22 protein-coding genes are annotated in these 23,045 nt (G+C 64.1%); 11 read left to right on the top strand and 11 right to left on the bottom strand.

Annotated elements, in window-relative coordinates:
* Positions 1–2: 2 nt before the first annotated feature.
* Both IEX32_RS00600 and IEX32_RS00605 read right to left on the bottom strand, forming a co-directional pair.
* On the bottom strand, positions 3–560 hold the full coding sequence (locus IEX32_RS00600; protein WP_188767197.1) for a NuoB/complex I 20 kDa subunit family protein: 558 nt from the start codon (positions 558–560) through the stop codon (positions 3–5).
* Positions 557–931 carry an NADH-quinone oxidoreductase subunit A gene (locus tag IEX32_RS00605; protein WP_188767198.1) on the bottom strand — a complete coding sequence of 125 codons (375 nt, stop codon included), beginning with the start codon at positions 929–931 and terminating at the stop codon, positions 557–559. Before IEX32_RS00605 ends, IEX32_RS00600 begins: the two co-directional genes overlap by 4 nt.
* Before the next feature lie 369 nt (positions 932–1,300).
* Here IEX32_RS00605 and IEX32_RS00610 point away from each other — a divergent pair, with 369 nt between their 5' ends.
* Together IEX32_RS00610 and IEX32_RS00615 are read left to right on the top strand one after the other, a co-directional pair.
* Complete coding sequence (locus IEX32_RS00610; RefSeq protein WP_188767199.1) at positions 1,301–2,494, top strand: acetyl-CoA C-acyltransferase; 1,194 nt, start codon at positions 1,301–1,303, stop codon at positions 2,492–2,494.
* 356 nt (positions 2,495–2,850) lie between these two features.
* On the top strand, positions 2,851–3,660 hold the full coding sequence (locus IEX32_RS00615) for a Crp/Fnr family transcriptional regulator (protein WP_188767200.1): 810 nt from the start codon (positions 2,851–2,853) through the stop codon (positions 3,658–3,660).
* 909 nt (positions 3,661–4,569) lie between these two features.
* On the opposite strand, the gene IEX32_RS00620 is transcribed toward IEX32_RS00615, so the two are convergent.
* Both IEX32_RS00620 and IEX32_RS00625 read right to left on the bottom strand, forming a co-directional pair.
* The gene (locus tag IEX32_RS00620) at positions 4,570–4,854 is read right to left on the bottom strand and encodes a hypothetical protein (protein WP_188767201.1); all 285 of its coding nucleotides are present in this window, start codon (positions 4,852–4,854) and stop codon (positions 4,570–4,572) included.
* A gap of 126 nt (positions 4,855–4,980) precedes the next feature.
* Positions 4,981–5,472 carry an SH3 domain-containing protein gene (locus tag IEX32_RS00625; protein WP_188767202.1) on the bottom strand — a complete coding sequence of 164 codons (492 nt, stop codon included), beginning with the start codon at positions 5,470–5,472 and terminating at the stop codon, positions 4,981–4,983.
* An 82-nt stretch (positions 5,473–5,554) separates the two neighbouring features.
* Between IEX32_RS00625 and IEX32_RS00630 the strand changes: the two genes are divergently transcribed.
* Both IEX32_RS00630 and IEX32_RS00635 read left to right on the top strand, forming a co-directional pair.
* Positions 5,555–6,574 carry a 2-hydroxyacid dehydrogenase gene (locus IEX32_RS00630; protein WP_188767203.1) on the top strand — a complete coding sequence of 340 codons (1,020 nt, stop codon included), beginning with the start codon at positions 5,555–5,557 and terminating at the stop codon, positions 6,572–6,574.
* A gap of 109 nt (positions 6,575–6,683) precedes the next feature.
* Positions 6,684–7,988, top strand: coding sequence for an ammonium transporter (locus IEX32_RS00635; RefSeq protein ID WP_188767204.1), 1,305 nt, complete (start codon positions 6,684–6,686; stop codon positions 7,986–7,988).
* Between the two features lie 63 nt (positions 7,989–8,051).
* Here IEX32_RS00635 and IEX32_RS00640 read toward each other — a convergent pair whose 3' ends face one another.
* The 7 genes from IEX32_RS00640 to IEX32_RS00670 form a co-directional block, all read right to left on the bottom strand.
* Positions 8,052–9,458: an NAD(P)H-dependent flavin oxidoreductase gene (locus IEX32_RS00640; RefSeq protein ID WP_188767211.1), complete on the bottom strand. Its 1,407-nt coding sequence runs from the start codon at positions 9,456–9,458 to the stop codon at positions 8,052–8,054.
* 32 nt (positions 9,459–9,490) lie between these two features.
* A complete protein-coding gene (locus tag IEX32_RS00645; protein ID WP_188767213.1) occupies positions 9,491–10,234 on the bottom strand; it encodes a class I SAM-dependent methyltransferase in 744 nt (247 codons plus the stop codon).
* A 62-nt stretch (positions 10,235–10,296) separates the two neighbouring features.
* Entirely contained in the window at positions 10,297–11,424 is a 1,128-nt protein-coding gene (gene prfB, locus IEX32_RS00650; protein WP_188767215.1) for a peptide chain release factor 2, read from the bottom strand.
* 152 nt (positions 11,425–11,576) lie between these two features.
* A complete protein-coding gene (locus IEX32_RS00655) occupies positions 11,577–12,125 on the bottom strand; it encodes a peroxiredoxin (RefSeq protein ID WP_188767216.1) in 549 nt (182 codons plus the stop codon).
* Between the two features lie 49 nt (positions 12,126–12,174).
* On the bottom strand, positions 12,175–12,405 hold the full coding sequence (locus IEX32_RS00660; protein ID WP_188767217.1) for a biotin/lipoyl-containing protein: 231 nt from the start codon (positions 12,403–12,405) through the stop codon (positions 12,175–12,177).
* Between the two features lie 152 nt (positions 12,406–12,557).
* Complete coding sequence (locus IEX32_RS00665) at positions 12,558–13,985, bottom strand: acyl-CoA reductase (protein WP_188767218.1); 1,428 nt, start codon at positions 13,983–13,985, stop codon at positions 12,558–12,560.
* A complete protein-coding gene (locus IEX32_RS00670) occupies positions 13,982–15,331 on the bottom strand; it encodes a hypothetical protein (protein WP_188767219.1) in 1,350 nt (449 codons plus the stop codon). Before IEX32_RS00670 ends, IEX32_RS00665 begins: the two co-directional genes overlap by 4 nt.
* A 65-nt stretch (positions 15,332–15,396) precedes the next feature.
* Between IEX32_RS00670 and IEX32_RS00675 the strand changes: the two genes are divergently transcribed.
* The 7 genes from IEX32_RS00675 to IEX32_RS00705 all read left to right on the top strand — a co-directional run bounded on the left by IEX32_RS00675 (position 15,397) and on the right by IEX32_RS00705 (position 23,029).
* Entirely contained in the window at positions 15,397–16,104 is a 708-nt protein-coding gene (locus IEX32_RS00675; RefSeq protein WP_188767220.1) for a TetR/AcrR family transcriptional regulator, read from the top strand.
* A 25-nt stretch (positions 16,105–16,129) separates the two neighbouring features.
* Positions 16,130–17,392: an MFS transporter gene (locus IEX32_RS00680; RefSeq protein WP_229735758.1), complete on the top strand. Its 1,263-nt coding sequence runs from the start codon at positions 16,130–16,132 to the stop codon at positions 17,390–17,392.
* A 10-nt stretch (positions 17,393–17,402) separates the two neighbouring features.
* Positions 17,403–18,278: an SDR family oxidoreductase gene (locus tag IEX32_RS00685; protein WP_188767223.1), complete on the top strand. Its 876-nt coding sequence runs from the start codon at positions 17,403–17,405 to the stop codon at positions 18,276–18,278.
* A gap of 60 nt (positions 18,279–18,338) precedes the next feature.
* Entirely contained in the window at positions 18,339–19,214 is an 876-nt protein-coding gene (locus IEX32_RS00690; RefSeq protein WP_188767224.1) for an HpcH/HpaI aldolase/citrate lyase family protein, read from the top strand.
* Positions 19,215–19,425: 211 nt separating this feature from the next.
* Positions 19,426–21,105, top strand: coding sequence for an energy-dependent translational throttle protein EttA (gene ettA / locus IEX32_RS00695; protein WP_188767226.1), 1,680 nt, complete (start codon positions 19,426–19,428; stop codon positions 21,103–21,105).
* Positions 21,106–21,299: 194 nt separating this feature from the next.
* Positions 21,300–22,229, top strand: a complete 930-nt coding sequence (locus tag IEX32_RS00700; RefSeq protein WP_229735759.1) for an RcnB family protein — start codon at positions 21,300–21,302, stop codon at positions 22,227–22,229.
* Between the two features lie 188 nt (positions 22,230–22,417).
* On the top strand, positions 22,418–23,029 hold the full coding sequence (locus IEX32_RS00705; RefSeq protein ID WP_308421008.1) for a 2OG-Fe(II) oxygenase: 612 nt from the start codon (positions 22,418–22,420) through the stop codon (positions 23,027–23,029).
* The last annotated feature ends 16 nt before the right edge of the window (positions 23,030–23,045 follow it).

Genomic DNA, 23,045 nt, shown 5'->3' on the forward strand with positions numbered 1-23,045 from the left:
CATTACCTCTCAACCGTGCCCACGCGGCGGATCTTGCGCTGGAGCTGCATCACGCCATAGAGCAGCGCCTCGGCGGTCGGCGGGCAACCGGGCACGTAGATGTCCACTGGCACGATGCGGTCGCAGCCGCGCACGACGCTGTAGCTGTAGTGGTAATAGCCCCCGCCATTCGCGCACGATCCCATCGAGATGACGTATTTGGGGTCCGACATCTGGTCGTAGACCTTGCGCAGCGCCGGGGCCATCTTGTTGCACAGCGTGCCCGCGACGATCATCACGTCCGACTGGCGCGGGGAGGCGCGCGGGGCGGCGCCGAAGCGCTCCATGTCATAGCGCGGCATGTTGACGTGGATCATCTCGACCGCACAGCAGGCAAGGCCGAACGTCATCCACCACAGCGAGCCGGTACGGGCCCACTGGAACAGCTCCTCGGTGGAGGTGACGAGAAAGCCCTTGTCCGAGACTTCCCGATTGAGACCGCTGAAAAACGCCTGATCGGGCGGCGTCACCGCGCCGCCCTGAGCCAGGGGCTTTCCGGTGCTGTCGACGAGCGTGCTCATTCCCAGTCCAGAGCTCCCTTCTTCCATGCATAGGCGAGGCCGACCGCGAGTTCGCCCAGGAACACCATCATCGTAAACCATCCGGCCCAGCCCGTCATGTCGAGCGAAACAGCCCAGGGAAACAGGAACGCGGCTTCGAGGTCGAAGACGATGAACAGGATCGCGACGAGATAGAAGCGCACATCGAACTGGCTGCGCGGATCCTCGAAGGCCGGGAAGCCGCATTCGTACTCGCTGAGCTTGTCGGCGTTCGGATTGTGCGTCCCGGTCAGGCGAGCGACGCCCATCGGCAGGAACACGATCACCGCCGAAAGCGCGAGCGCGATCACCAGGAAGATGAGAATCGGCAGATATTGCGACAGATCAGTCAATGGTCATGGCCTCGTACCGGTGAGGGCTGCCGGACTCTCTCGCGGACGGGTCCGGTCGTTGGGCGCGCTCTTAGGCCAGCCTACCCACCATCGCAAGGTGTTCAGGTCGATAATTCCGCCCTTTGCGCGCCGCAACGCAACAAGCTCCCCGCCACCCCGGCGCATTCGCCCGCTTTCGCATCGAATTTCGGCCGAAATCCGCCAACACCGGCGCGCAAATCGACCCCGGCCGCCAACTCTGCCCGGCCCGCACCCGATTCGGTCCGCGGGATCGGGGAATTCAGCCGCGCTCGACCGGGGCGATTGCTTTTGACGCATTGCAACATTAAATCACGCCCACATCATCCCAATCTCAGAAAGGCTGAAGCCATGGCCCAGATCTCGGCAAACGACCCGATCGTCATCCTCTCCTATGCACGCACGCCGATGGGCGGCCTGCAAGGCGCGTTCGCGGACGTCGCGGCGACCGATCTGGGCGCCACCGCGGTCAAGGCCGCCGTCGAGCGGGCCGGCGTCTCGGGCGAGGACATCGAGCGCATCTACATGGGCTGCGTGCTCCCCGCCGGCCTCGGCCAGGCCCCTGCCCGCCAGGCGGCGATCAAGGCCGGCCTTCCCAAGTCGGTGCAGGCAACCACCGTCAACAAGGTCTGCGGATCGGGCATGCAGACGGTCATCATGGGCGCCGAGGCGCTGGCGGCCGGTTCGCTGGACCTTGTGGTCGCCGGCGGCATGGAGTCCATGACCAATGCCCCCTACCTTCTAAAAAAGCACCGCTCGGGCGCCCGCGCGGGCCATGACACGGCTTATGACCACATGTTCCTCGACGGTCTGGAGGACGCCTACGAGGGCGGCTCGATGGGCTCCTTCGCGCAGTGCTCCGCCGACGAATATCAGCTCACCCGCGAGGCGCAGGACGATTATTCGATCGAGTCGCTGCGCCGCGCGCAGGAAGCCATCACCAGCGGCGCCTTCAAGGACGAGATCGTTCCGGTGACGGTGAAGACCCGCAAGGGCGAAGTCGTCGTCGACGTCGACGAACAGCCCGGCAAGGGCAATCCCGACAAGATCCGCACGCTGAGGGCCGCTTTCGCCAAGGACGGCACGATCACCGCGGCCAGCTCCAGCTCGATCTCCGACGGCGCCGCCGCCGTCGTGCTGACCCGCAAGAGCGTGGCCGAGGCCAAGGGTCTCAAGCCCGTCGCCACCGTGGTTGGCGTCTCCGCCCACGCGCAGGAGCCCGCCAAGTTCACGACCGCCCCGGTCGGCGCGATCACCAAGCTGATGGAAAAGACCGGCTGGCAGCTTTCCGACGTCGATCTGTTCGAAGTCAACGAAGCCTTCGCCTGCGTTGCCATGTTCGCGATGCATGACCTCGGCATCCCGCACGAAAAGATCAATATCCACGGCGGCGCCACCGCGCTTGGCCACCCGATCGGCGCCTCGGGCACCCGCATCATCGTCACCCTCGTCAACGCGCTCAAGGAAAAGGGCCTGAAGAAGGGCGTGGCGAGCCTGTGCATCGGCGGCGGCGAAGCGACCGCCGTGGCGATTGAACTGGCCTGATCGCGAGGCCGGGCTCGGCGCTGTGAATCGCCGCCTCCCGGCGGGGATTCACAGCGTCTTCCTCTTGCCCGACTCGCCCGCGAGTGGTATATAATGAATCGACCGCGATAGGCTTCCCTCGCCAGTGTCGTAAGCACAAGCAAACGACAGGAATCAAAAGGTCCAAGTCCGTCAGGACAGACCAGAGACAAAGCAGGGCCGGTTAGGGGGCCGCTTCGAAAGGAGCGGCCCTTTCCTTGTTCGGGTACGAGCGGTCGTGGTGCTGTTTTCCGGAGGGGACTACGGAATATCCCGTATCCAGCCTTTTTTGCTGTATGATTACCGTTCACCGGGAGTCGAGCGCGAAAGGACTGGCCATGTCCGAAGGATCCGCAAGCGAGGTCAACGACGTCGGCAATCATCCGGCGCAGCCCTCCCGTCCCGGCATAACCGCCATCGACCTGTCCCCGGTAATCGCCAACCTCCGGCTGCACGCCCCGCTTTCGGCCGCGGATCGTTCCGCGATCGAAACCTTCCTGGGCGAATCCGCGCTCAGGGTCAGGGCGGGCTCGGAACTGATCCCGGCAGGCGAGCCGGGAATGGGATTTGCACTCGTGGACGGCTGGGTCGCCCATGAGATGCTTCTCGATGACGGAAGGATGCAACTTACCGCGCTGTTCGTTCCGGGGGACACATTCGATCTGAATGCCGACCTGATAGACGAATGCGAATACTCGCTACGCGCGATCACCGACTCCATCGTCGCGAAAATTTCCACCCTGCAGCTTCGACGCCTGACGGACCGCCACCCGCACCTGCGCGACGCGTTCGCGTGGGAGCGGCTGCAGCAACTCTCCAACAACAGAGAGCTGCTGCTCAGCCTCGGGCGAAGGAGCGGAGCTGAGCGGATCGCGCATCTCTTCTGCGAGGTATTCTGCCGCCTTCAACACGTCAGGCGAACGCGCGGGAACGAATGCGATCTGCCACTGACACATGGTCAGCTCGCGGACCTGACCGGAATGACGTCCGTGCATGTTCACCGAAGCCTCACGCTGCTCCGTTCGCAGGGACTGATCGAATGGCGACATGGCCGGCTCAAGATACGGGACTTCGAGCGATTGAGCGCCTTCGCCCGGTTCGACCCGACTTATCTGCACGCCGGGACGAACCCGTCCGGCGCATCGTGAGGTGATCCCCTCGCCCGTGGGCAGCGACATTCGATGAACCTCGATTCTTTTCTGACCGAAGACCAGAGCCGTCTAACATAAGTTATACCCGAAGTTATCCACATGACTAACCTGCTAACGACTCGACTCGGGTTGGAGGGCAAAAATGGAAACAGACATTGCATACTGTTCCAGGAAAATCGCGGAAGAGGAACAGCGCGCGAAAGCAGCTCCCGGACCGGAAGCTGCGGAAGTACACCTGCAACTTGCCATGCTCTATAAGGCGCAGCTTAATGTACTGACTCGCAGGCTGCGGTCTCTCTCGACAAAGGACCCGGCTGCGCGAGCGCCTTGCGCCGTACATTGACCGTCCCGTCAGCAACGCCCCGGTCTCGGACGGGCAAGGAGCGGCATGGACCTCAACGAACTGCTTGCTCGCCATCAGATCGCGTTGCTCGACTGGGCCTTCGCCGCTTCCGCCGCCGCCCGGTCCGAAGCCGAAGAACGCGCGAACCTTTCCGCCATGTGCGTTCTCGCTTTGAAGCGACGGACAGGAGCCGCTTTTCCGTTGATAGATCTTGACCCCCTCAAGGAGATGTACGCATGTCCGAGTCCGTCGAGGAATGCCTCGCTCACGCGTTAGAGAACCGCGTGCAGGCCGAACTGGCACGAGTCGAGAACGTTCGCCGGAAATACCTTCTCTCGGCGGAGACATGGGAAGAGATCGCGCGACAGCTGACGCTCCGGCGTCAACCGGATTCCGGCGAAAGGGCTCAAACGCGGCTCGGCGCCAGCGGTGCAAATGCCACGGGAGTGCCGCACCGCCTTCGGCGCCCTGCCATGGCGAACAAGGAGTGCAGGGGTTGGGAACGACGAACCCTTGTATCGATCTGCGAACCGCTACGATGAAGCGGCGCTTTCCACCTTGCATCACGGCAGGGCGGGAAGCTCCCCAACCACCGCAAGCGGTGAGCCGCATATCTCTTCGCTGATTGCCGAGATCGCGGCCTCTATCGACAGGAAAGTCTCCGGCAACTTGCGGCTGTCAAACCCATAGGCGGTTTCAACGCACCATCGGTCGCGATCCCGACCATGGGAAGGATCATCGAGGCGCATCACGCAGGCGACAAGATGATCGCGGATAAACAGCAGGACGCCGTTCTCGTCTGCAGAGTTCGTGTCGATCAGCACGCGATAGGCCGAGACTTCTGACATGGTGAAGACTTTTATAGCGGAACGTGGTTTCGCGTTCCTTAACCGGCCATTGTCTCGGAATTCGAGGGAGGAAATCCCCGCGACGGACGCGCGGTCGACGCGCGCCGGAACGAGGCAGGCGAAGGGCTACTCGCGGCGCTGCGCCTCAGGCGCGCCAGCGCCCCAGAGGCGGCTCTCGCGCACGAAGCCCCGGTGGCCGTCGACATCAAAGGCGCACCAGCCGGCCTCGCACTTGCCAAGCAGGCCCACGACACCTGGCTCGATACGCCAGAGCATCGAGGAAGAGGCCTTCCCTTCCGCGTACATCTCCGCAAGGCCTTCCCCGATCACGATCGCGGAGCGTTCGCGCGAGAGCAGAAGGTCGCGCATCCAGCCCTTGTCGCCGTCCGGGTCCTCGATCAGGCGCCACGGCCCTTCGCGGCGCACGATCCTCACCGGCAGGTTACGCCGCTTGTAGACCCAGGCGATCCGGTAGCTGTTGCCCGGCCCCACGCGCATATTGGCAAGGTCGGTGTCGATCGAGGCCCAGTAGGGCACCTTGTCCTCGTTCGCCGCGCGCGCGGACAAGGGCAGCGCGCCGAGCACCATGAAAGCCAAGAGGAATTTCCAGCGGATCATGCCCCGCTCCTTACCCCCGGCCGATATTCTTCATCAAGGTTCCTTGACCCGGACCCTGTGGAAGGCATAGCCCATTTCCGACATGACTCTGGTGACCGATACCCACACGCACCCTCCACTGCCCGGGCCGCCCCGCGTGATCGTCACGCGGCGCCTGCTGCCGGAGGTGGAGGCGCGGATGACGCAACTGTTCAACGTCTCGCTCAACCAGGACGATGTTCCCATGAGCCGGGACGAACTGGTCGCGGCCATGCGGGACTGCGACGTGCTGGTTCCCACAGTCACCGATTCGATCGACGCCGACCTGATCGCGCAGGCCGGAGAGCGGCTGGGCCTCATCGCCAGTTTCGGCGCCGGCACCGAGCACATCGATCTCGCCGCCGCCCGCGCGCGCAAGATCATGGTCACCAATACCCCCGGCGTCTTCACCGACGATACCGCCGACCTGGCGCTGGCGCTGATCATCCTCGTCTCGCGCAAGTTCGCCGACGGAGCGAAGATCCTGCGCGAGGGCCGCTGGGAAGGTTGGGCGCCCTCTACCCTGCTCGGCCATTCGCTCGGCGGAAAGCGCCTGGGCATCGTCGGCATGGGCCGGATCGGCCAGGCCGTCGCGCATCGCGCCCGCGCCTTCGGCATGGAAATCCACTACCATAACCGCCATCGCCTCCCGACGTCGCTGGAGAACATGTGCTCCGCGCGTTACCAGCCAGATCTCGACCGGCTTGTGGCGCAGTCCGACATCCTCACCCTGCACTGCCCGGCCACGCCAGAGACGATATCGCTGATGGACGAGCGCCGCATTTCGCTGATGAAGCCGGGCGCCTGCCTCGTGAACACAAGCCGCGGCCAGATCGTGGACGAGGATGCTCTCGTCGATGCCCTGACCCAGAGCCACCTCGCCGGTGCCGCGCTCGACGTCTTCGCCCGCGAGCCGGACGTGAATCCACGCCTGCTCGCGGCGCCCAACCTCATCGTCATGCCGCATCTCGGCAGCGCCACGGTCGAAGGGCGCAGCGCCGCCGGCGAGCGGATCATCGCCAACATCCGTTTCTGGGTCGACGGCCACAGGCCGCCCGATCAGGTCCTTCCCGACCTGCCCTGATTCCGCCCGCATCACGCAAGCGCTTGTCTCGCGGCCATTTCCTGCTCTAAGCCTCCGCCCTGGAGGAACGCAGCGCCCGCACCGGCGCGGCCTGAAGGGGGAATCACACATGATCAAGCAGCGCCTGCTGCCGCTCGCCGCCCTGCTCGCAGCCTTGCCGGGCCCGGCATTCGCCCAGGACGGCCGGATCGATGTCGCCAACAGCGGCGATACGGCCTGGCTGCTTGCATCGTCCGCGCTCGTCCTGCTCATGGCGATGCCGGGCCTTTCGCTGTTCTACGGCGGTCTGGTGCGTGCGAAGAACTTCCTTTCGGTACTCGTCCAGTGCGGCGCCATCGCGGCGGTCGCTTCCGTCCTGTGGATCGTCGTCGGCTACACACTGGCCTTCGGCGAGGTCAGCAACGGCTGGCTCGGCGGCGGCAATGCCTGGATGCTGATCCAACTCGGCAACATTCGGGAGGCGACCGCCGTGCCCGAAAGCGCCTTTGCTCTGTTCCAGATGACCTTCGCTGCGATCACGCCCGCACTCATGGCGGGTGCCTGGGTTGACCGCGCGCGCTTCGGCTGGGTGCTCGCCTTCTGCGCATTGTGGAGCCTTGTCGTCTACGCACCCGTCGCGCACTGGATCTGGGGCGGCGGCTGGCTGGGCCAGGGCATGGGCACGCTCGACTGGGCAGGCGGTATCGTCATCCACACCACCGCCGGCATCTCCGCGCTGGTAATTGCGGTGATGCTGGGCAAGCGAAATGGCTTCCCGCAAACGCTGATGCTGCCGCACAGCCCGTCGCTGACTATGGCGGGCGCGGCGATGCTGTGGGTCGGCTGGTTCGGCTTCAACGGCGGTTCCGCCCTCGCCGCCAACGACGATGCCGCTGCCGCGATCATCGCCACTCACGGGGCGGCGGCGAGCGCCGCGCTGGTCTGGCTCCTCGTGGAACGCTTTACCGTCGGCAAGCCGACCAGCGTAGGCTTCGCCACCGGCGCGATTGCCGGCCTCGCGACGGTAACGCCGGCAGCGGGCTTCATCTCACCGGGCGCCGCGATCCTGTTAGGCGCGGCCGGCGCGGTGCTGTGCTACTTCGCGATCCAGCTGGTGAAACAGAAGCTGGAGATCGACGACTCGCTGGACGTTTTCGCCGTCCACGGCGTCGGCGGCATTCTCGGCTCGCTCCTGCTCGGTGTGTTCATGTCCGAAAGCCTCGGCGGCGTCGGCTATGCCGAGCGCATGACGATGGGCACGCAGATGGCAGCTCAGTTCGTCGGCGTGGGCGTTACCATACTGTGGTCGGTCATCGGCAGCGTCATTCTCGCGGTCATGGCCTCGGTCCTCTTCCCCATGCGCGTGTCGGAAGACGCCGAGCGCGAAGGCCTCGATATCACCAGCCACGGCGAACGGGCGTGGGAGTTCGATTGACGGACAGGGAGCGGCGCGGGCACGTCCCGCGCCGCTTCCCGGACTCGAGCGGCTCGGGCGCGGTCAGTCGCCGGTGAGGATACGGTCAACCAGTTCTTTAACTGTCGGCGTGAAGCCGTTGGAATAGAACGGATCCTGCTTGAACTTGAAGGCCGCGTGCCCCGCGAACATCAGGTTGTTGTCGACCGGGCCGCCATGCGCGATGTCCTGCAGGGTCTTCTGGATGCAAAAGCTGCGCGGATCGGCGAGGCGGCCGGTGGTGTAGTCGTCGTGATCCTTCCACGACGAGAAGCCGCAGTGCGACAGGCAGCCCATGCAGTCCGCCTGATCCTGGCGGATCTCGTCGCGTTCCTTGGGATCGACGAAGATGATCGTGTCGTCCGGCGTGCGCAGGCCATCGGTATAGCCCTGAGCCGACCAGGAACGCGCGCGTTCCAGATCCTTGGGAGTGACCCAGAAGTTCTTTCCCTTCACGCCGACATCGAGCCGCACCGTATGTTCGCCGGCCTCGACCTTTGAATAGGGAATCTGCCGCTCCGAACGCGCCTCGAGATTGCGCAGAAAGGTATTGCGCACCGCCGACGAATAGAAACCGGTCGGCGAGAAGCGGTGGAGCAGGACGTCGCCCGGCTCGATATCGCGCAAAGCGTCCTTCCACTGCTGCGGGATCGGGCTTTCGTGCGTGAGCAACGGACGCGTACCGAACTGGAAGGCGATCGTGCCGAGTTCGGGATTGTCGATCCACTCGTTCCAGTCGCGCAGGTACCAGACGCCGCCGGCCATGATGATCGGCACCGTATCCGCAATGCCTTCCTTGCGCATCGTGTCGCGCAGCGCCTTGACGCGCGGATAGGGATCTTCGGGTTTGAGCGGATCTTCGGCGTTCGACAGGCCGTTGTGGCCGCCGGCCAGCCACGGGTCCTCATAGACGACCGCCCCCATCAGGTGAGACACCTTGTGATAGGCTCGCTTCCACAAGGCACGGAAAGCGCGCGCGGAGCTGACGATCGGCAGGTAGTTGACGTTGAAGCGCTCCGCGATCTCGGAAAGGCGATAGGGCATGCCCGCACCGCAGGTTACGCCGGTAACGAGGCCCCGGGTCTTTTCCAGCACGCCTTCGAGCACCTGCTGGGCACCGCCCATCTCCCACAGGACGTTGATGTTGATCGCACCCTTGCCGCCGGAGATGTCATAAGCGCGACGCACCTGTTCGACCGCGCCGTCAATGGCGTAGCGGATCAGTTCCTCGTGCCGTTCCTTGCGTGTCAGGGCATGATAGACCTGCGGAACGATCTTGCCTTCAGCATCGTAGCTGTCGGCGTTGACCGCACTGACCGTGCCGATTCCGCCCGCCGCTGCCCAGGCACCGGAACTTAAGTGGTTGGTGGCAGAAACGCCCTTGCCGCCTTCGATAAGCGGCCAGACTTCACGTCCACCATAAACAATCGGCTTGAGACCCTTGAAACTCATAAATTCTCTATCTTTCCCCCTGGTGAAACGCGTCAGTTCATCTGAGACTTGGGATCACCAGCCAAACGGCAAGGTACAATATCGGACGGTTCGGGCCTAGGACTGCCCGCCTCGAACTGCGCATAATACCCTTGCAGCTCAGGCTTACGAACAAATTCCGTCAAACGAAAGCCCAGCGATGCGAATTCGCAGAAAAGCAGGGCCGGCGGAATGCCGTGCTCATCGGTCGGCCGGTCGACGTCAACCACGATCACCCTGCCCCCTTCGCGCATCGCCGGACGCAGGCGCCACAGGAACGCGTAAGGCTCGGTGACCTCGTGATACATGTGGACCAGGAAGATGCGGTCAAAGCTGGCCGGCGGCAGGCGCGGGTCGTCCTCCGTCCCCAGCGCGATCGAGACGTTCTCCAGCCTTTCGCGCAGCACCCGCTGGCCGAGCCGCTCAATCGCATCCCTGTCGATATCCTCGGCGAGGACGCGGCCTTCACTCCCCACGCGCTCGGCGAGACGAACCGTGTAGTACCCCTCGCCCGCGCCGATGTCGGCGATACTCATCCCTTTGCGGATGTCGGCGAGATCCATGACAACTTGTGCTTCGTTGACGCTGTCGCGCTCGACTTCCGAGGCGACCGAGTTGCCACCGAGTTCCGAGACAGGCCGGTCGGCCGTGGGAAACGCGCGCGCGGTCTCAAGCCTTCCGTCGTTGACCGGCTGCTGCTCACAGCCGCAAAGCACGAGTGCAAGAACCGCGCAGGAAAGGCGTCGCGACAAAAACATGGCGCCCCTTAGCGGCTCGTCCGGGACTTGGCAAAATCTGAGATGGAGCCCATCGCCGAGCGTCAGTCGATGTCCTCGACCTCGACGCTCTCGCCTGTCACGCGCTGCGACAGGGCAGCGGCCATGAAGGGATCGAGCGCGCCATCGAGCACATCTCCCGGCGACGTCGAGATCACCCCGGTGCGCAGGTCCTTCACCTGCTGATAGGGCTGCAGAACGTAGGAACGGATCTGGTGCCCCCAACCGATGTCGCTCTTGCTGGCGTGCTCTGCGCTGGCGGCTTCCTCGCGCTTGCGCATCTCTTCCTCGAACAGGCGCGCCTTCAGCATGTTCATCGCGATTTCGCGGTTCTTGTGCTGCGAACGATCGACCTGGCTGGCGGCCACGATGCCCGAAGGCTGGTGCGTGATGCGCACGGCCGAGTCCGTCGTATTGACGTGCTGTCCGCCGGCACCCGAAGCGCGATAGGTGTCGATCTTCAGATCCGCGGGATTGATGTCGATCTCAAAGCTGTCGTCGATCACCGGATAGACCCACACGCTGGAGAAGCTGGTGTGGCGGCGCGCGGAACTGTCGTAGGGGCTGATGCGCACCAGACGATGTACGCCACTCTCGGTCTTGGCATAACCGTATGCGTTCTCGCCCTTGATCAGCAGGGTCGCGCTCTTGATCCCGGCGGCCTCGCCCGCGTGGTAATCGACCAGCTCGACCTTGTAGCCCCGACGCTCGGCCCAGCGGGTATACATGCGCTGGAGCATCTCGGCCCAGTCCTGGCTCTCGGTGCCACCCGCGCCCGCGTGGATTTCGAGATAGGTATCGTTGGAGTCCGCTTCGCCCGCAAGCAGGGCCTGCACCTTGTCGGCATCAGCGCGCTCGGCAAGCGCGGCGAGCGTCGCGAGGCCTTCGTTGACGGTGTCCTCGTCATCTTCCATCTCGCCCAGTTCGACGAACTCGATGGCATCGGCCATTTCCCGGCTGATCTCGTTCACCGCGCCGATGGATGCCTCCAGCCGGCGGCGCTCCTTCATGACCGCCTCGGCCTCCTTGGGCTTATCCCAGAGCGTGGGATCCTCGACGCGCGCGTTCAGCTCGTCCAGCCGGCGCAGCGCGCGGTCCCAGTCGAGGAACTTGCGCACGAGCGCCAGCGCCTTTTCGATGCGATCAATGTGGGCCTGCCCTTCGGCACGCATGGCGGAAAACTCCAATGAAACAGCGGCGCATCGCTTAGCGAAGTGGGGCCGATTGTAAAGCGGCGCCGCGCACCGCTTCTGGAAGCCGGCGTCAATACCCCGCAAGATCGGGATTGTTCAAGATCCGGCAAGGCGCAGGCGAATCTGCCGCCTCAGGGTTTCGACTTCGCCAGCACCTTCACGGCCGCCAGGGTCATCTTCACGTGATCGCGATAGTCGAGGTCCGAATGGATGAAAGCGATCCTGCCGCTCCGGTCGATCACATAGCTCACGCGGTCAGTCATGCCCTGGGGCATACCCTCGCGGACGAGCGCCACGTCGTAGTCCTTGATAATCTTCGGCGTGGCGACGGCTACCGCGAACTTGTCCCGGCATTCCTCGGTGGAAAATTTCTTCAGCGTCGGCAGGTCGTCCGCCGACATACCGACCACCGTGGCACCCAGTGCGTTGAATTCGGGAGTTGCTTCGGCGAAGGCGTGCGCTTCAAGCGTACAGCCCTGCGTGAAGGCCTTGGGATAGAAGTAAAGCACGACCGGGCCGCGCTTCAACGCTTCCTTGAGATCGAAACTGATCTCCTTGCCTGCCTTCGCACCCTTGGTGGTAAACGCGGGGGCGGCGGCCCCCATGGGCAGGCTGGCGAGGGCTGCGGAGGCCGCCGAAAGGAGCCCGACGGCGGCGATGGAGGCCATAATACGTTTCATGGCGATACTCTGACGCCGCGAGCCGGGCCTGTCCAGCCCCCGCCGGTCCTTATTCGATGTAGCCGAGGACAGTGCCGACTTCGTAGGTTTCGCCGGTCTGGGCAACGATCTTGAGCGTACCCGACGCAGGGGCCTCGACCTCGTTGGTCGACTTGTCGGCCTCCAGCGAGTACAGCGGCTGGCCCTCGCTCACCTGGTCGCCGTCCTTGACGAGCCACTCGGCGATTTGGCCCTCTTGCATCGAAAAGCCGATCTTCGGGAGCAGGATTTCAACGGCCATGGTTCTTTTGTTCCTCCAGGGTCGACCGGCGCGGACGGGCAAATGTCCGCACTACGGTTCGCGACAACGCTTGCTGCCTAGCGCAAACACCGCCGCTGGCAAGCCCATACGCCGCCGCCGGAATGGACGGCGGCGCAATATCCCGGATGCGATCAGTTCCCCGATGGCGCGCACCCGTCCTCATGCGCCATCCAGTGGACGAAGCGGTGCAGCGGGTACATGGCATCATGGGGATTGCCGATCGTGGACGGCCCGGCCTCTCCCAGATGGACGATGCGCTGCGCCCCGCCGGCGGCCAGCCGGTCGCGGTAATCCGCCATGCGGTCAATGGGATAGAAACCCACCGTCTGCGTCGCGACGTTGATCCACTTCACCGCGTCGTCGAGGCTGTCGACGCGCACGACATTGGCGGTCTTGTTGATCGGGTGGAAGTCGACCGGCTCTTCGGAGCGAACCACAAGCCCCTTGCCGTCGGTGCGGCCCCAGACGCCGAATTCGTCGTCCATCATGCTCATCATCTCCACCGCCTCGCGCATTTCGGGATCGAGCTTACGGATATCACCGCTTTCGGCGGCGCGGCGGGCGATGTGGTGGTGGAGACGCTCGCAAAAGCGGTCGACCTGCTCCTGCGGTCCTTCGACGAACTGGTAGCGACTGGCGACGCAGGCCTCCTGGTTGAGCGTCATCACGTCAGCCGAACACAGGTCCGCCACGCGGTCCAGCGTCTCGTCATCGCCAAAGGCTTCCTTGCCCACCATCGAGATTGAGGTCTTGGGATCGAAGGAGACGAGCTGGAAGCCGGGGCCGAGGTACTTGATGACGTTGTTGATCGCATCACCGCCGCCCCAGGCCACGATCTTGTCGAAGTATTGCGGACGATAGAGTACGCGCTCGGTCGCATCGTCGCCGCCGCGCCAGTACACCGCGGACATCGACTTCACGATGGGATGCTGCGGATCAATGTCCGCCATGGTGCGCAGGATCGCGACCATGGTGAACGGATCGGCGCTGCTCATCTTGAACAGGTTGATCGCCTTGACCATCGATCCCTGCGCCACGGATTTGACCGCAACACCCGGCGAATTGCCCGGCAGCACATGGATCAGGCGCGGCGCGAAGGCACGCACGAAGCTTTTGCGGCCGGTGTAGTCCTGCTTGGGAATCCACTCGTCCAGCGCGCGCGGGTCGGGAAAGTTCTGCTCGACCTCCGCCATCAGCGTGCGTTTGTCGAGATAGGCGGCGGCATGGCGCGCGGTGTGCTCGACAACGGCGCGCGGCAGGATGTGCGTGCGGCACATGCGCTCGATGCACTCCTGCATGTGATCGTTGTCCTTCGCCACCATCCGCTGCCCGGTCTCGACGAGAAAATCGATGATCTCGGCCAGCGGCACATTGAGCAGCGGCGGGACTTCGGTGCGCGGCGGCACCGCCCGGTCGAAGGGAATACGCGGCGTCGCGAAAGTAACCCCGAGGTCACGCGATGTCTGGATCACATCGGTACCGTGAAGCACTTCCCCTCGCAGGAAGAACGGGGCCGAAACCAGATCTTCGGCCGGTGTCGTTTCTGTCAGATCGGTCATGTCGCACCTCGCACATAAGCATCGACCGTGCCTGCACAGCCGATTTTGTCGTCACCTTCCAGATCCGCATAACGCACGATGTCGTCGCGGATCGATGCCCCATGGTTGCCGCAGGCGCAGGGGCTGAAATCGAGCGAGATCCTATCGCCGGTGATCACACCGCCCCAGCGCCCATCCAGCGAGAGATCGAAGAACGCGGCGCGCCCTTCCATCTCGCCACTGGTGTGACCGAGCGCGGCATCGCCCGACTTGTCGAGCAGCACCGGCACTATCCACGGCGGAACGTGGTAGCGCCCACCCTCGCGGCACTTGGGCATGCCGGAGTTGAGTTCCTGCATCGAATAGTTCTGGAAATGCCTGCCCTCGGGAATGTTGAAGGTCTCGAAAACGTATTCCTGATAGTCTGCGGGGAGTTGCGCACGCTTGAGGCCGCCCCCGACATAGATCGAATTGTCGGGATTGAAGTCGTCACGCCCATAGCCGGCGTCGCGCACCGCTTTCGCGACCTGCCACAAGCCGCTCCACATGCCGGAGAGCTGCAGCTTCTTGTCGCGGTTCTCGATGATGAACTGCGCAGTGGCCGGCACCGCCTCCTCGACCGCCTTCGCTCGCGCCGCGGATGTTTCCTCGAACTGCGCGATTTCCTCGGGCCTGGCAGTGCCCTCGGCAATCTTCTTGCGCATGACCACCATCGAGGTCAGCGAGCCGACGGTGATGGGCGGCACCGGATAGTTCCAGCGCGGCCACTCGGGATTGGCAAAGGCCTCGTACTGCGCCTGCGCTATCGTGGCGTTCTTGGGCACGGTGGCCACTGGCGCGCAGCCGACGATCAGCCGGTCCTGCGCCGGTTTCACGCCCGATCCCCATGAGAACACGTTGACCGTATCGACCTTCGACCAGTCCATGTCCTTCTGCGAAGCGATCAGCATCGCGGACTTGCCGGTAGTGCCGCTCGAACACGAAATGAAATAGCCTTTCGCGGCGAGCCGCTCGATCCATTCGTCGATACCGGCGATCCCGTCGAGCGAGACACCCTCGATCGGATAGGGCGAGACCGTGCCCAGCCACTTGGTCAGGCGGTCCCAGCGCTCCTCCATCAGATAGCTTTCGGGATAGGACTTGTAGGCGGTGTGCGGGAACAGCACCGGAACGATGTCCTCGATCGCTCCGATCCGCTCCAGTTCGGCATCCCGAGCGCGCATGCCAAGCAGCTTTATCCGGTCCCTGCGCTCCTGGAAGCGTTCGTCGAGCGCGGCGATCTGCGTCTCGCGCAGTTGGTCGGCCGAGAACGAAAACCGTTCTGGGTCGGCGACCAGTGAAGTCAGTTTCTCGGTTGCGGTTCCCATCGGCATTCTCCCTCGGGATTATTTTCGTCCTTGCCACTCAAGCGCGACTCGCTTAATAGCAACTCATGCGTTTCATTAATGCCTCCTCCGCCGTCGATGCAAGCGAAATCCCTTTCGATGGGGCAACGGATCGGAGCCCCCCAAAAAACCGCGTCCGTGCCGGTCGCCCCACAAAGGCGCAGGCCGAGGCGCGGCACGACGAGTTGCTCGAACGCGCGCTCGATCATTTTCTCGAAAAGGGATTCGAACCGGCCACGATCGAGGCGATTGCCGCCGACGTGAGCATGACCAAGCGCACTGTCTACGCGCGTTATCCCGACAAGGCTTCGCTGTTCAGGGCCGCCGTCCGGCGCGGGGTGGAGCGCTACGCCGTCTCGCGCGAAACGATCGAGGCGAGGCGCGGCACCGACCTCGAAACCACGTTGGTCAATATCGCGAAGCTGCGGATCGCGCTGATCGCAACGCCCAAAGGCTTGAAGCTGCAACGGATCATCAACACAGAGTCCTATCGCTTCCCGGACATCTTCAACACATATTACCAGATCGCCACGCTGCCGACGGTCCGCTTCCTCGCGGATCTGCTGCGAGCCGAGACGGCAGCCGGGAACCTTGCGATCGACGATCCCCTGATGGCGGCCAATGTCTTCATGAGCATGGTTGTCAGCGGCCCGGCTCGCTTCATCACCTCGGGCAACCCGCTGATACAGCAGGACGTCGATAACCGGGTCGTCTTTGCGGTAAGGTTATTCCTGCAAGGAGCCAGACCGCGCTGAAATGGCGCGGCAAGGGAGAAAAAGCGTGCCAGCGAAGGGCCTTACCTATTTCGGAGAGTTCCGGGCGCACTGGCCCAACCTGCTCGGCGCGACGCTTGGCCTCGCGCTGGGTGCGGCGCTGAACCACTACATGACGAACCTGTTCGCCCCTCCCCTGATCGAGGAGTTCGGCTGGGAGCGATCAAGGTTCGCGCTGGTGGGGACGCTGGGACTCGCCACCATGGTCTTCGTGCCTGTGGCCGGCCGCTTCACCGACCGCTTCGGGGCGCGTATCGCGGCAAGCATCGGCTTTACCGTCGTCCCGCTCTCGTTCCTGCTGCTCAGCTTCATGAGCGGGGATATCTACGAATTTTTCGGCATCACCATTTTCCAGCACGTCTTCGGTGTTCTCACCACTACGCTGGTGTTCAGCCGGGTGATCGTCGAGCGTTTCGACCGCGCGCGCGGCATGGCGCTCTCGGTAGTGATGAGCGGTGCGCCGCTGGTGGGCGCCTTCGTCGTGCCGATCGTCGGCGTAGTGGTCGATGCCGAGGGCTGGCGCGCCGGCTACCGCGTGCTGGCCGCGATCTCGGCGGCGGGCGGGGTCGCCGCGATCGCACTCATCGGGGGGCGCCACAAGCCAGATCCGTCCGAACCGTCGCCCGCGCGGCCCCATGCCCGCATCACGCGCGGTGAACTCATCGCGGTCCTGAAGAACCCGGCCTTCATCCTCATCATCGCCGGCATGTTCTTCTGCAATCTGCCTCAGGTGATCGTGTCCTCGCAACTCAAGCTCGTGCTGATGGAAAACGGCGCGCCCAGCCAGCTCGCGACATGGATGGTCTCACTCTATGCGATCAGCGTCGTGTGCGGCCGGTTCGTGAGCGGGCTCGCGCTCGACCGGGTCTCTCCGCAGCTCGTCGCCATCGTCGCACTGGGATTGCCGGCGCTCGGCTTTCTTGCGCTCGCCTCACCGATCGAGGCGGCGTGGCTTCTGGTGGGCGCGGTTCTGCTGGTAGGGCTGGCGCAGGGAGCGGAGGGCGATATCGGCGCCTATCTCACCTCGCGTACGTTCGACATGCGTCACTACAGCCTGATCTACAGCTTCCTGATCGCCTCGATGGGGCTCGCCACGGCAGTCGGCGCTGTCGTCCTGAGCATGACGCTGAGCGCGACGGAACGTTTCGACGTCTTCCTGGTGCTGGCCGCGGCCGTCACCGTGATAGGCGCGCTCTGCTTCTTCTTCACCGGGCGCGGCAGCCGCCCCGACATATCGCCTGCCTCCACGAATGCCACCCAGGCTGCTTGAGGAGAACATCATGACCAACACCGCCGAAACAAGAACCGTTGTTGTGACCGGCGCAAGTTCCGGCATCGGTCGGGCGAGCGCGGAGACCTTCGCCCGCATGGGCTGGCACGTGATCGGCACGGGCCGCAATCCGGAGCGCTGCGAGGAAGCGGTGACCGCGCTCCGAAAGATGGCGGCGCCCGGCGCCCGGGTCGATTTCGTGCGCGGTGACTTCAGCGAGATGGCCGACGTCAGGCGCGTCGCGAGCGAGATTGCCGCGTTGACGGATCGCATCCACGTTCTCGTCAACAACGCCGGGGGCGTGCGCGACGGCCTCTATCGCACTTCGGAAGGCCTGGAGGCTACCTTTGCCGCGAATCACCTCGCGCCCTTTCTGCTCACCCGGGAACTGCTGCCTCAGCTTGAGCGGGCGGCCGCGAAATCGCCTGCCGGCACGGTCCGTGTGATCGCGGTTTCATCAAGCGGACACATGGGCTGCCCCGACATGAACTGGGACGACCTCATGATGCTGGAAAATTTTGCCCCGGCCCAGGCCTATTGCCAGGCGAAGCTCGCCAACCTGCTCTTCACCCGAGAGCTGAACCGGCGGCTGGCGGGCAAAGGCATCGTCGCCCAGGCCATGCATCCGGGCCGGGTCAGTTCGAACTTCGCCAGTCATGGCGACGAGGCGATGCAGAGCTACATGTCGCAGAACGAATGCATCACCCCTGAGCAGCCCGCCCGGACGATCGTCTGGATGGCGACCGACCCCGAAGTCGGCCGCAAGGGCGGGCGCTATTTCCACGACCTCGCCGAAGCCGAACCCGCCCCGCAGGCATGCGACGATGCCGCCGCCGAGCGCCTCTGGAAAGAAAGCGAACGGATACTCGATACGGTCGGCTGCTGAGGCCCCTTGACCGCCGGCACTGCCTCATCGCAAGGAGGCTGCAAGTCAGAGGGGAACACCATGCCGATTGCTTCGGATCGTCCGCGCCGCAGCGCGCTCTACCTGCCTGCGTCGAATGCCAAGGCCGTTGCCAAGGCACGCACCCTGCCCTGCGACGTCGTAATTCTCGACCTTGAGGATGCCGTCGCGCCCGAAGCCAAGGCGGAAGCGCGCGCGGCTGCGGTAGCGGCGGTGGCCGAGGGCGGCTTCGGCCACCGCGAGGTCGCGATCAGGGCCAACGGCATCGACACTGAATGGGGCGCCGCCGATCTTGCGGCGATATCCGCATCCGGGGCCGATGCCGTGCTGGTCCCCAAGGTCAATTCGGCCGGCGACATCGGCCGCTACGAGGACGCCCTGAAAACCGCGCCGCGCGAAATGCAGCTCTGGGCCATGATCGAGACATGCGCGAGCGTGGCCAACCTCCACGAAATCGCAGCCTGTACGGCTTCGAGCCGCCTTTCGCTGTGGATCATGGGCACCAATGATCTCGCCAAGGAAATGCGCGCGCAGCTCACGCCCTGTCGCACGCCGTTCCTGCCCTTCCTGTCGTTGGCCGTTGCCGCGGCGCGCGCGCATGGCGTCGCGATCCTCGACGGGGTGTGCAACGAATTCCGCGATCTGGAAGCGTTCGAGGCCGAGGCGCGCCAGGGCCTGATGTTCGGCTTCGACGGCAAGAGCCTGATCCACCCGGCGCAAGTTGAACCCTGCAATACGGTTTTCAGCCCCAGCGAGGCGGAACTTGCCTGGGCGCAGGCAGTGATCGACGCCTTCGCCCTGCCGGAGAATGCGGGCAAGGGTGCAATCCGGGTAGAGGGCAAGATGGTCGAACTGCTGCACCTTGAGCAGGCAAAGCGGCTGGTGGCGGTAGCCGAGCGGATCAGGGCGGCGCGGTAAGTCCCGGCGTACGTCCCGGACCTGCTCCGGGATGCAGGCCAAACATTGCTCCGCCCCGCGCGCGGCTTCGCCCTCGCGAACGGGCAATGCGGCACGAGGGACGACACAAATCGCGGCATCCGTCCTGAGCTCGCAGCGCCCTTGGCAATCTCCGCCCGCCCCTGTAGAGCGGCGCGCAAATCCCTAATACGCCAGACCCCAGAGGAAACCGATGGCCGCGCAATACGCCTTCGTCATGAAGGACATGACCAAGACCTTCCCCGGCGCCCAGAAGCCGGTGCTGAGCAATATCAACCTGCAGTTCTATCAGGGTGCCAAGATCGGCATTGTCGGCCCCAACGGCGCCGGCAAGTCGACCCTCATCAAGATCATGGCCGGCATCGACAAGGACTTCACCGGCGAGGCCTGGCCGGGCGAGAACATCACGGTGGGCTACCTCGAGCAGGAGCCCGACCTCGATCGGACCAAGACGGTGCTCGAGAACGTCAAAGATGGCGCGCGCGAGACGGCGAATCTGGTCGACCGCTTCAACGAGATCTCGATGCTCATGGCCGATCCTCCGGAAGACGCGGACTTCGACGCGCTCATGGAAGAGATGGGCACGCTGCAGGAAAAGATCGACGCGGTCGACGGCTGGACGCTCGACAACCAGCTCGAAATCGCGATGGAAGCGCTGCGCTGCCCGCCGGGCGACTGGGCCGTCGACAAGCTCTCTGGCGGTGAAAAGCGCCGCGTCGCCCTGACGCGCCTGCTGATCCAGAAGCCCTCCATCCTGCTGCTGGACGAACCGACCAACCACCTCGACGCCGAGTCGGTCGAATGGCTCGAAAACCACCTCAAGGAATATGCCGGCGCGGTGCTGATGATCACCCACGACCGCTATTTCCTCGATCACGTGGTGGACTGGATCCTCGAACTCGATCGCGGCAAGTACTTCCCGTACGAAGGCAACTACTCGACCTACCTCGAGAAGAAGGCCAAGCGCATGGAGCAGGAGGACCGCGAGGAAAGCGGCCGCCAGAAAGCGCTCAAGGAAGAGCTGGACTGGATCCGGCAGACCCCGGCCGCGCGCCAGACCAAGTCGAAGGCGCGTATCCGCAAGTTCGAACAGCTTCAGGAAGCGCAGGCCGGCCGCAAGCCCGGCAAGTCGCAGATCGTCATCCAGGTGCCCGAACGGCTGGGCGGCAAGGTTATCGAGGTCAAAAACATCTCGAAGGCCTATGGCGACAAGCTGCTGTTCGAGGAACTCTCCTTCACCCTGCCGCCGGGCGGAATCGTCGGCGTGATCGGCCCCAACGGCGCGGGCAAGTCCACGCTTTTCAAGCTGCTGACCGGCAAGGAACAGCCCGACACCGGCGAGATCGACATCGGCTCGACCGTGCATCTCGGCTTCGTCGACCAGAGCCGCGATCACCTCGATCCCAAGAAGAACGTCTGGGAGGAAATCTCCGACGGGCTCGATTACATGAAGGTCAACGGCCACGACATGTCGACGCGTGCCTATGTCGGCGCCTTCAACTTCAAGGGCGCCGACCAGCAGAAGAACGTCGGCAAGCTCTCGGGCGGCGAGCGCAACCGCGTCCACATGGCCAAGATGCTCAAGGAGGGCGGCAACGTGCTGCTGCTCGACGAGCCGACCAACGACCTCGACGTCGAGACGCTGGGCGCGCTGGAAGAGGCTATCGAGAATTTCGCGGGCTGCGCCGTGGTCATCAGCCACGACCGTTTCTTCCTCGACCGCCTGGCGACGCACATCCTTGCCTTCGAAGGGGACAGCCACGTCGAATGGTTCGAAGGCAACTTCGAGGCCTATGAGGAAGACAAGCGCCGCCGCCTGGGCGACGCCGCCGACCGTCCGACGCGACTGGCCTACAAGAAACTGACGCGCTGACCGGATCGCCAGGGCCGCCGTTTCGGACTTACGAACGGCGGCCCGTTAATTTTATCGCCGACAAAAATTAACAACGAGCCGCAATCCGGTTCACGTTGAAGTCAGCGCGCTTGCCGTAGAACCTCTCGAGGATGAGCCGCGATCGCCGTGCGGCAAGTCCGGTTTGGAGACCGGATATGGCAAGAAAGACAAGAATGAAGACGGGACTACTGTTCTCGGCCGCTACATGGACCGCGATGGCCGTTACCATCGCCGGGCTGATCGCCCCTACCATGGCCGAAGCGGCCGCCCGCCCCGGTAACGAGCGCGGCGAAGCCCGTTCGTACAATAATCGCGGCGAACAGTTCCGTGCCCGCAGCAATGAACGCGCCGCTTCCCCAAGTGCCAGGGAGCGCAGCGCGCGGCCGGCAGCGCCCCAACGGGCCCAGGCCGAAACGCGCGGCAACTGGTCGCGAGGCGAAGGCAACCGATCGCGCGCCGAAACCAATCGCTCTTCCAGCCGCGACTGGAGTGCGAACCGCAGAGCCAACGAACGGCCTTCGCGCGAAGCGCAGCGTACCGATCGCCGCGACGGCAACCGGTCGTGGTCGGGCAATCGCTCCGAACGCAGCACCCCGGCATGGCGTCAGGACAGGCGTGACGGCGATCGGCGCGACAACGATCGGCGGACCGAGTCCCGGAACAACCACCGCGACAACGACAGGCGGGCCGAGACCCGGACCAACCGCCACGACAGCTGGCGCGGCGATTCCGATCGCAACCGGTCAAGCTGGCGCAACCGCGATGACCGCCGCGACTATCGCGATGCCAGGCGTTGGGACCGCACCCAATGGCGGCGCGACAATCGCTACGACTGGAAGCGGTACCGTGATCGCAATCGCTCCGTCTACCGGATCGGCCGCTACTACGCCCCGTACCACGGCTATTCCTACCGGCGCCTCGGCATCGGCTTCTCTCTGGGCTCGGTGTTCTACGGCTCGCGCTACTGGATCAGCGATCCGTGGTATTACAGGCTCCCGGAAGTCTACGGCCCCTATCGCTGGGTGCGCTACTACGACGACGTCCTGCTGGTGAACATCTACACCGGCGAAGTGGTCGACGTGATCTACGACTTCTTCTGGTAACCCGGAGGGTCGCAAAGTCCCCGGTCCGGCGGACCGGGGGCTACCCCCGCGAATTTGCGGGAATACCTCACGCCATTTCCGAAATCCAAAACGCGATTGATTTGCGCGGCGGCCCGCGTAGTCTCGTCTTTACAATGCCGGCCACGCCTCATCCCGACCGTCGGGCGCTTGCGCGAATTGGCGCTTCAGTGCGCGAACGGCTGGCGCATGATCCGTCGGTCAGACGCTTCCCGGTCGACAATGTCGAAATCTACTCCGCCGACGCTTTCCTGAGCACCGACGAGTGCCGCCATCTCATCGCGCTGATAGAGAGCCGGGCGTCCCCTTCCCGTCTCATCGACGAGGAGAACTGGGAAGGCTATCGCACGAGCTACTCCAGCGATATCGACACCGATGACGAGACCGTTCACGCTCTTGAACTACGCCTCAGCGAGTTCACCGGCATCGCCCTCGCCTGCGGGGAATCCGCGCAGGGTCAGCGCTATCAGTGCGGGCAGTACTTCCACGAACATTGCGACTGGTTCGATACCGCCGCCGGCTATTGGCGCAAGGAACGCCGCTGCGGCGGCCAGCGCAGCTGGACCGCGATGATCTATCTCAATACCGTTGATGAAGGCGGCCGGACCGACTTCATCCACCTCGGCCTCAGCATTCCGCCACAGCCCGGCAGTCTCCTGCTCTGGAACAACGCGCTGCCCGACGGGGCCCCCAACCCGCTGACCATGCACGCGGCAAGACCCGTCGTTCGCGGCGTCAAATACGTCGTCACCAAGTGGTACCGGGTACGCGAATGGCAGTGATACCAAGCAGCTTGGT

The organism is Novosphingobium endophyticum, assembly GCF_014640675.1.
In the GTDB taxonomy this organism is placed as follows: Bacteria; Pseudomonadota; Alphaproteobacteria; order Sphingomonadales; family Sphingomonadaceae; genus Novosphingobium; species Novosphingobium endophyticum.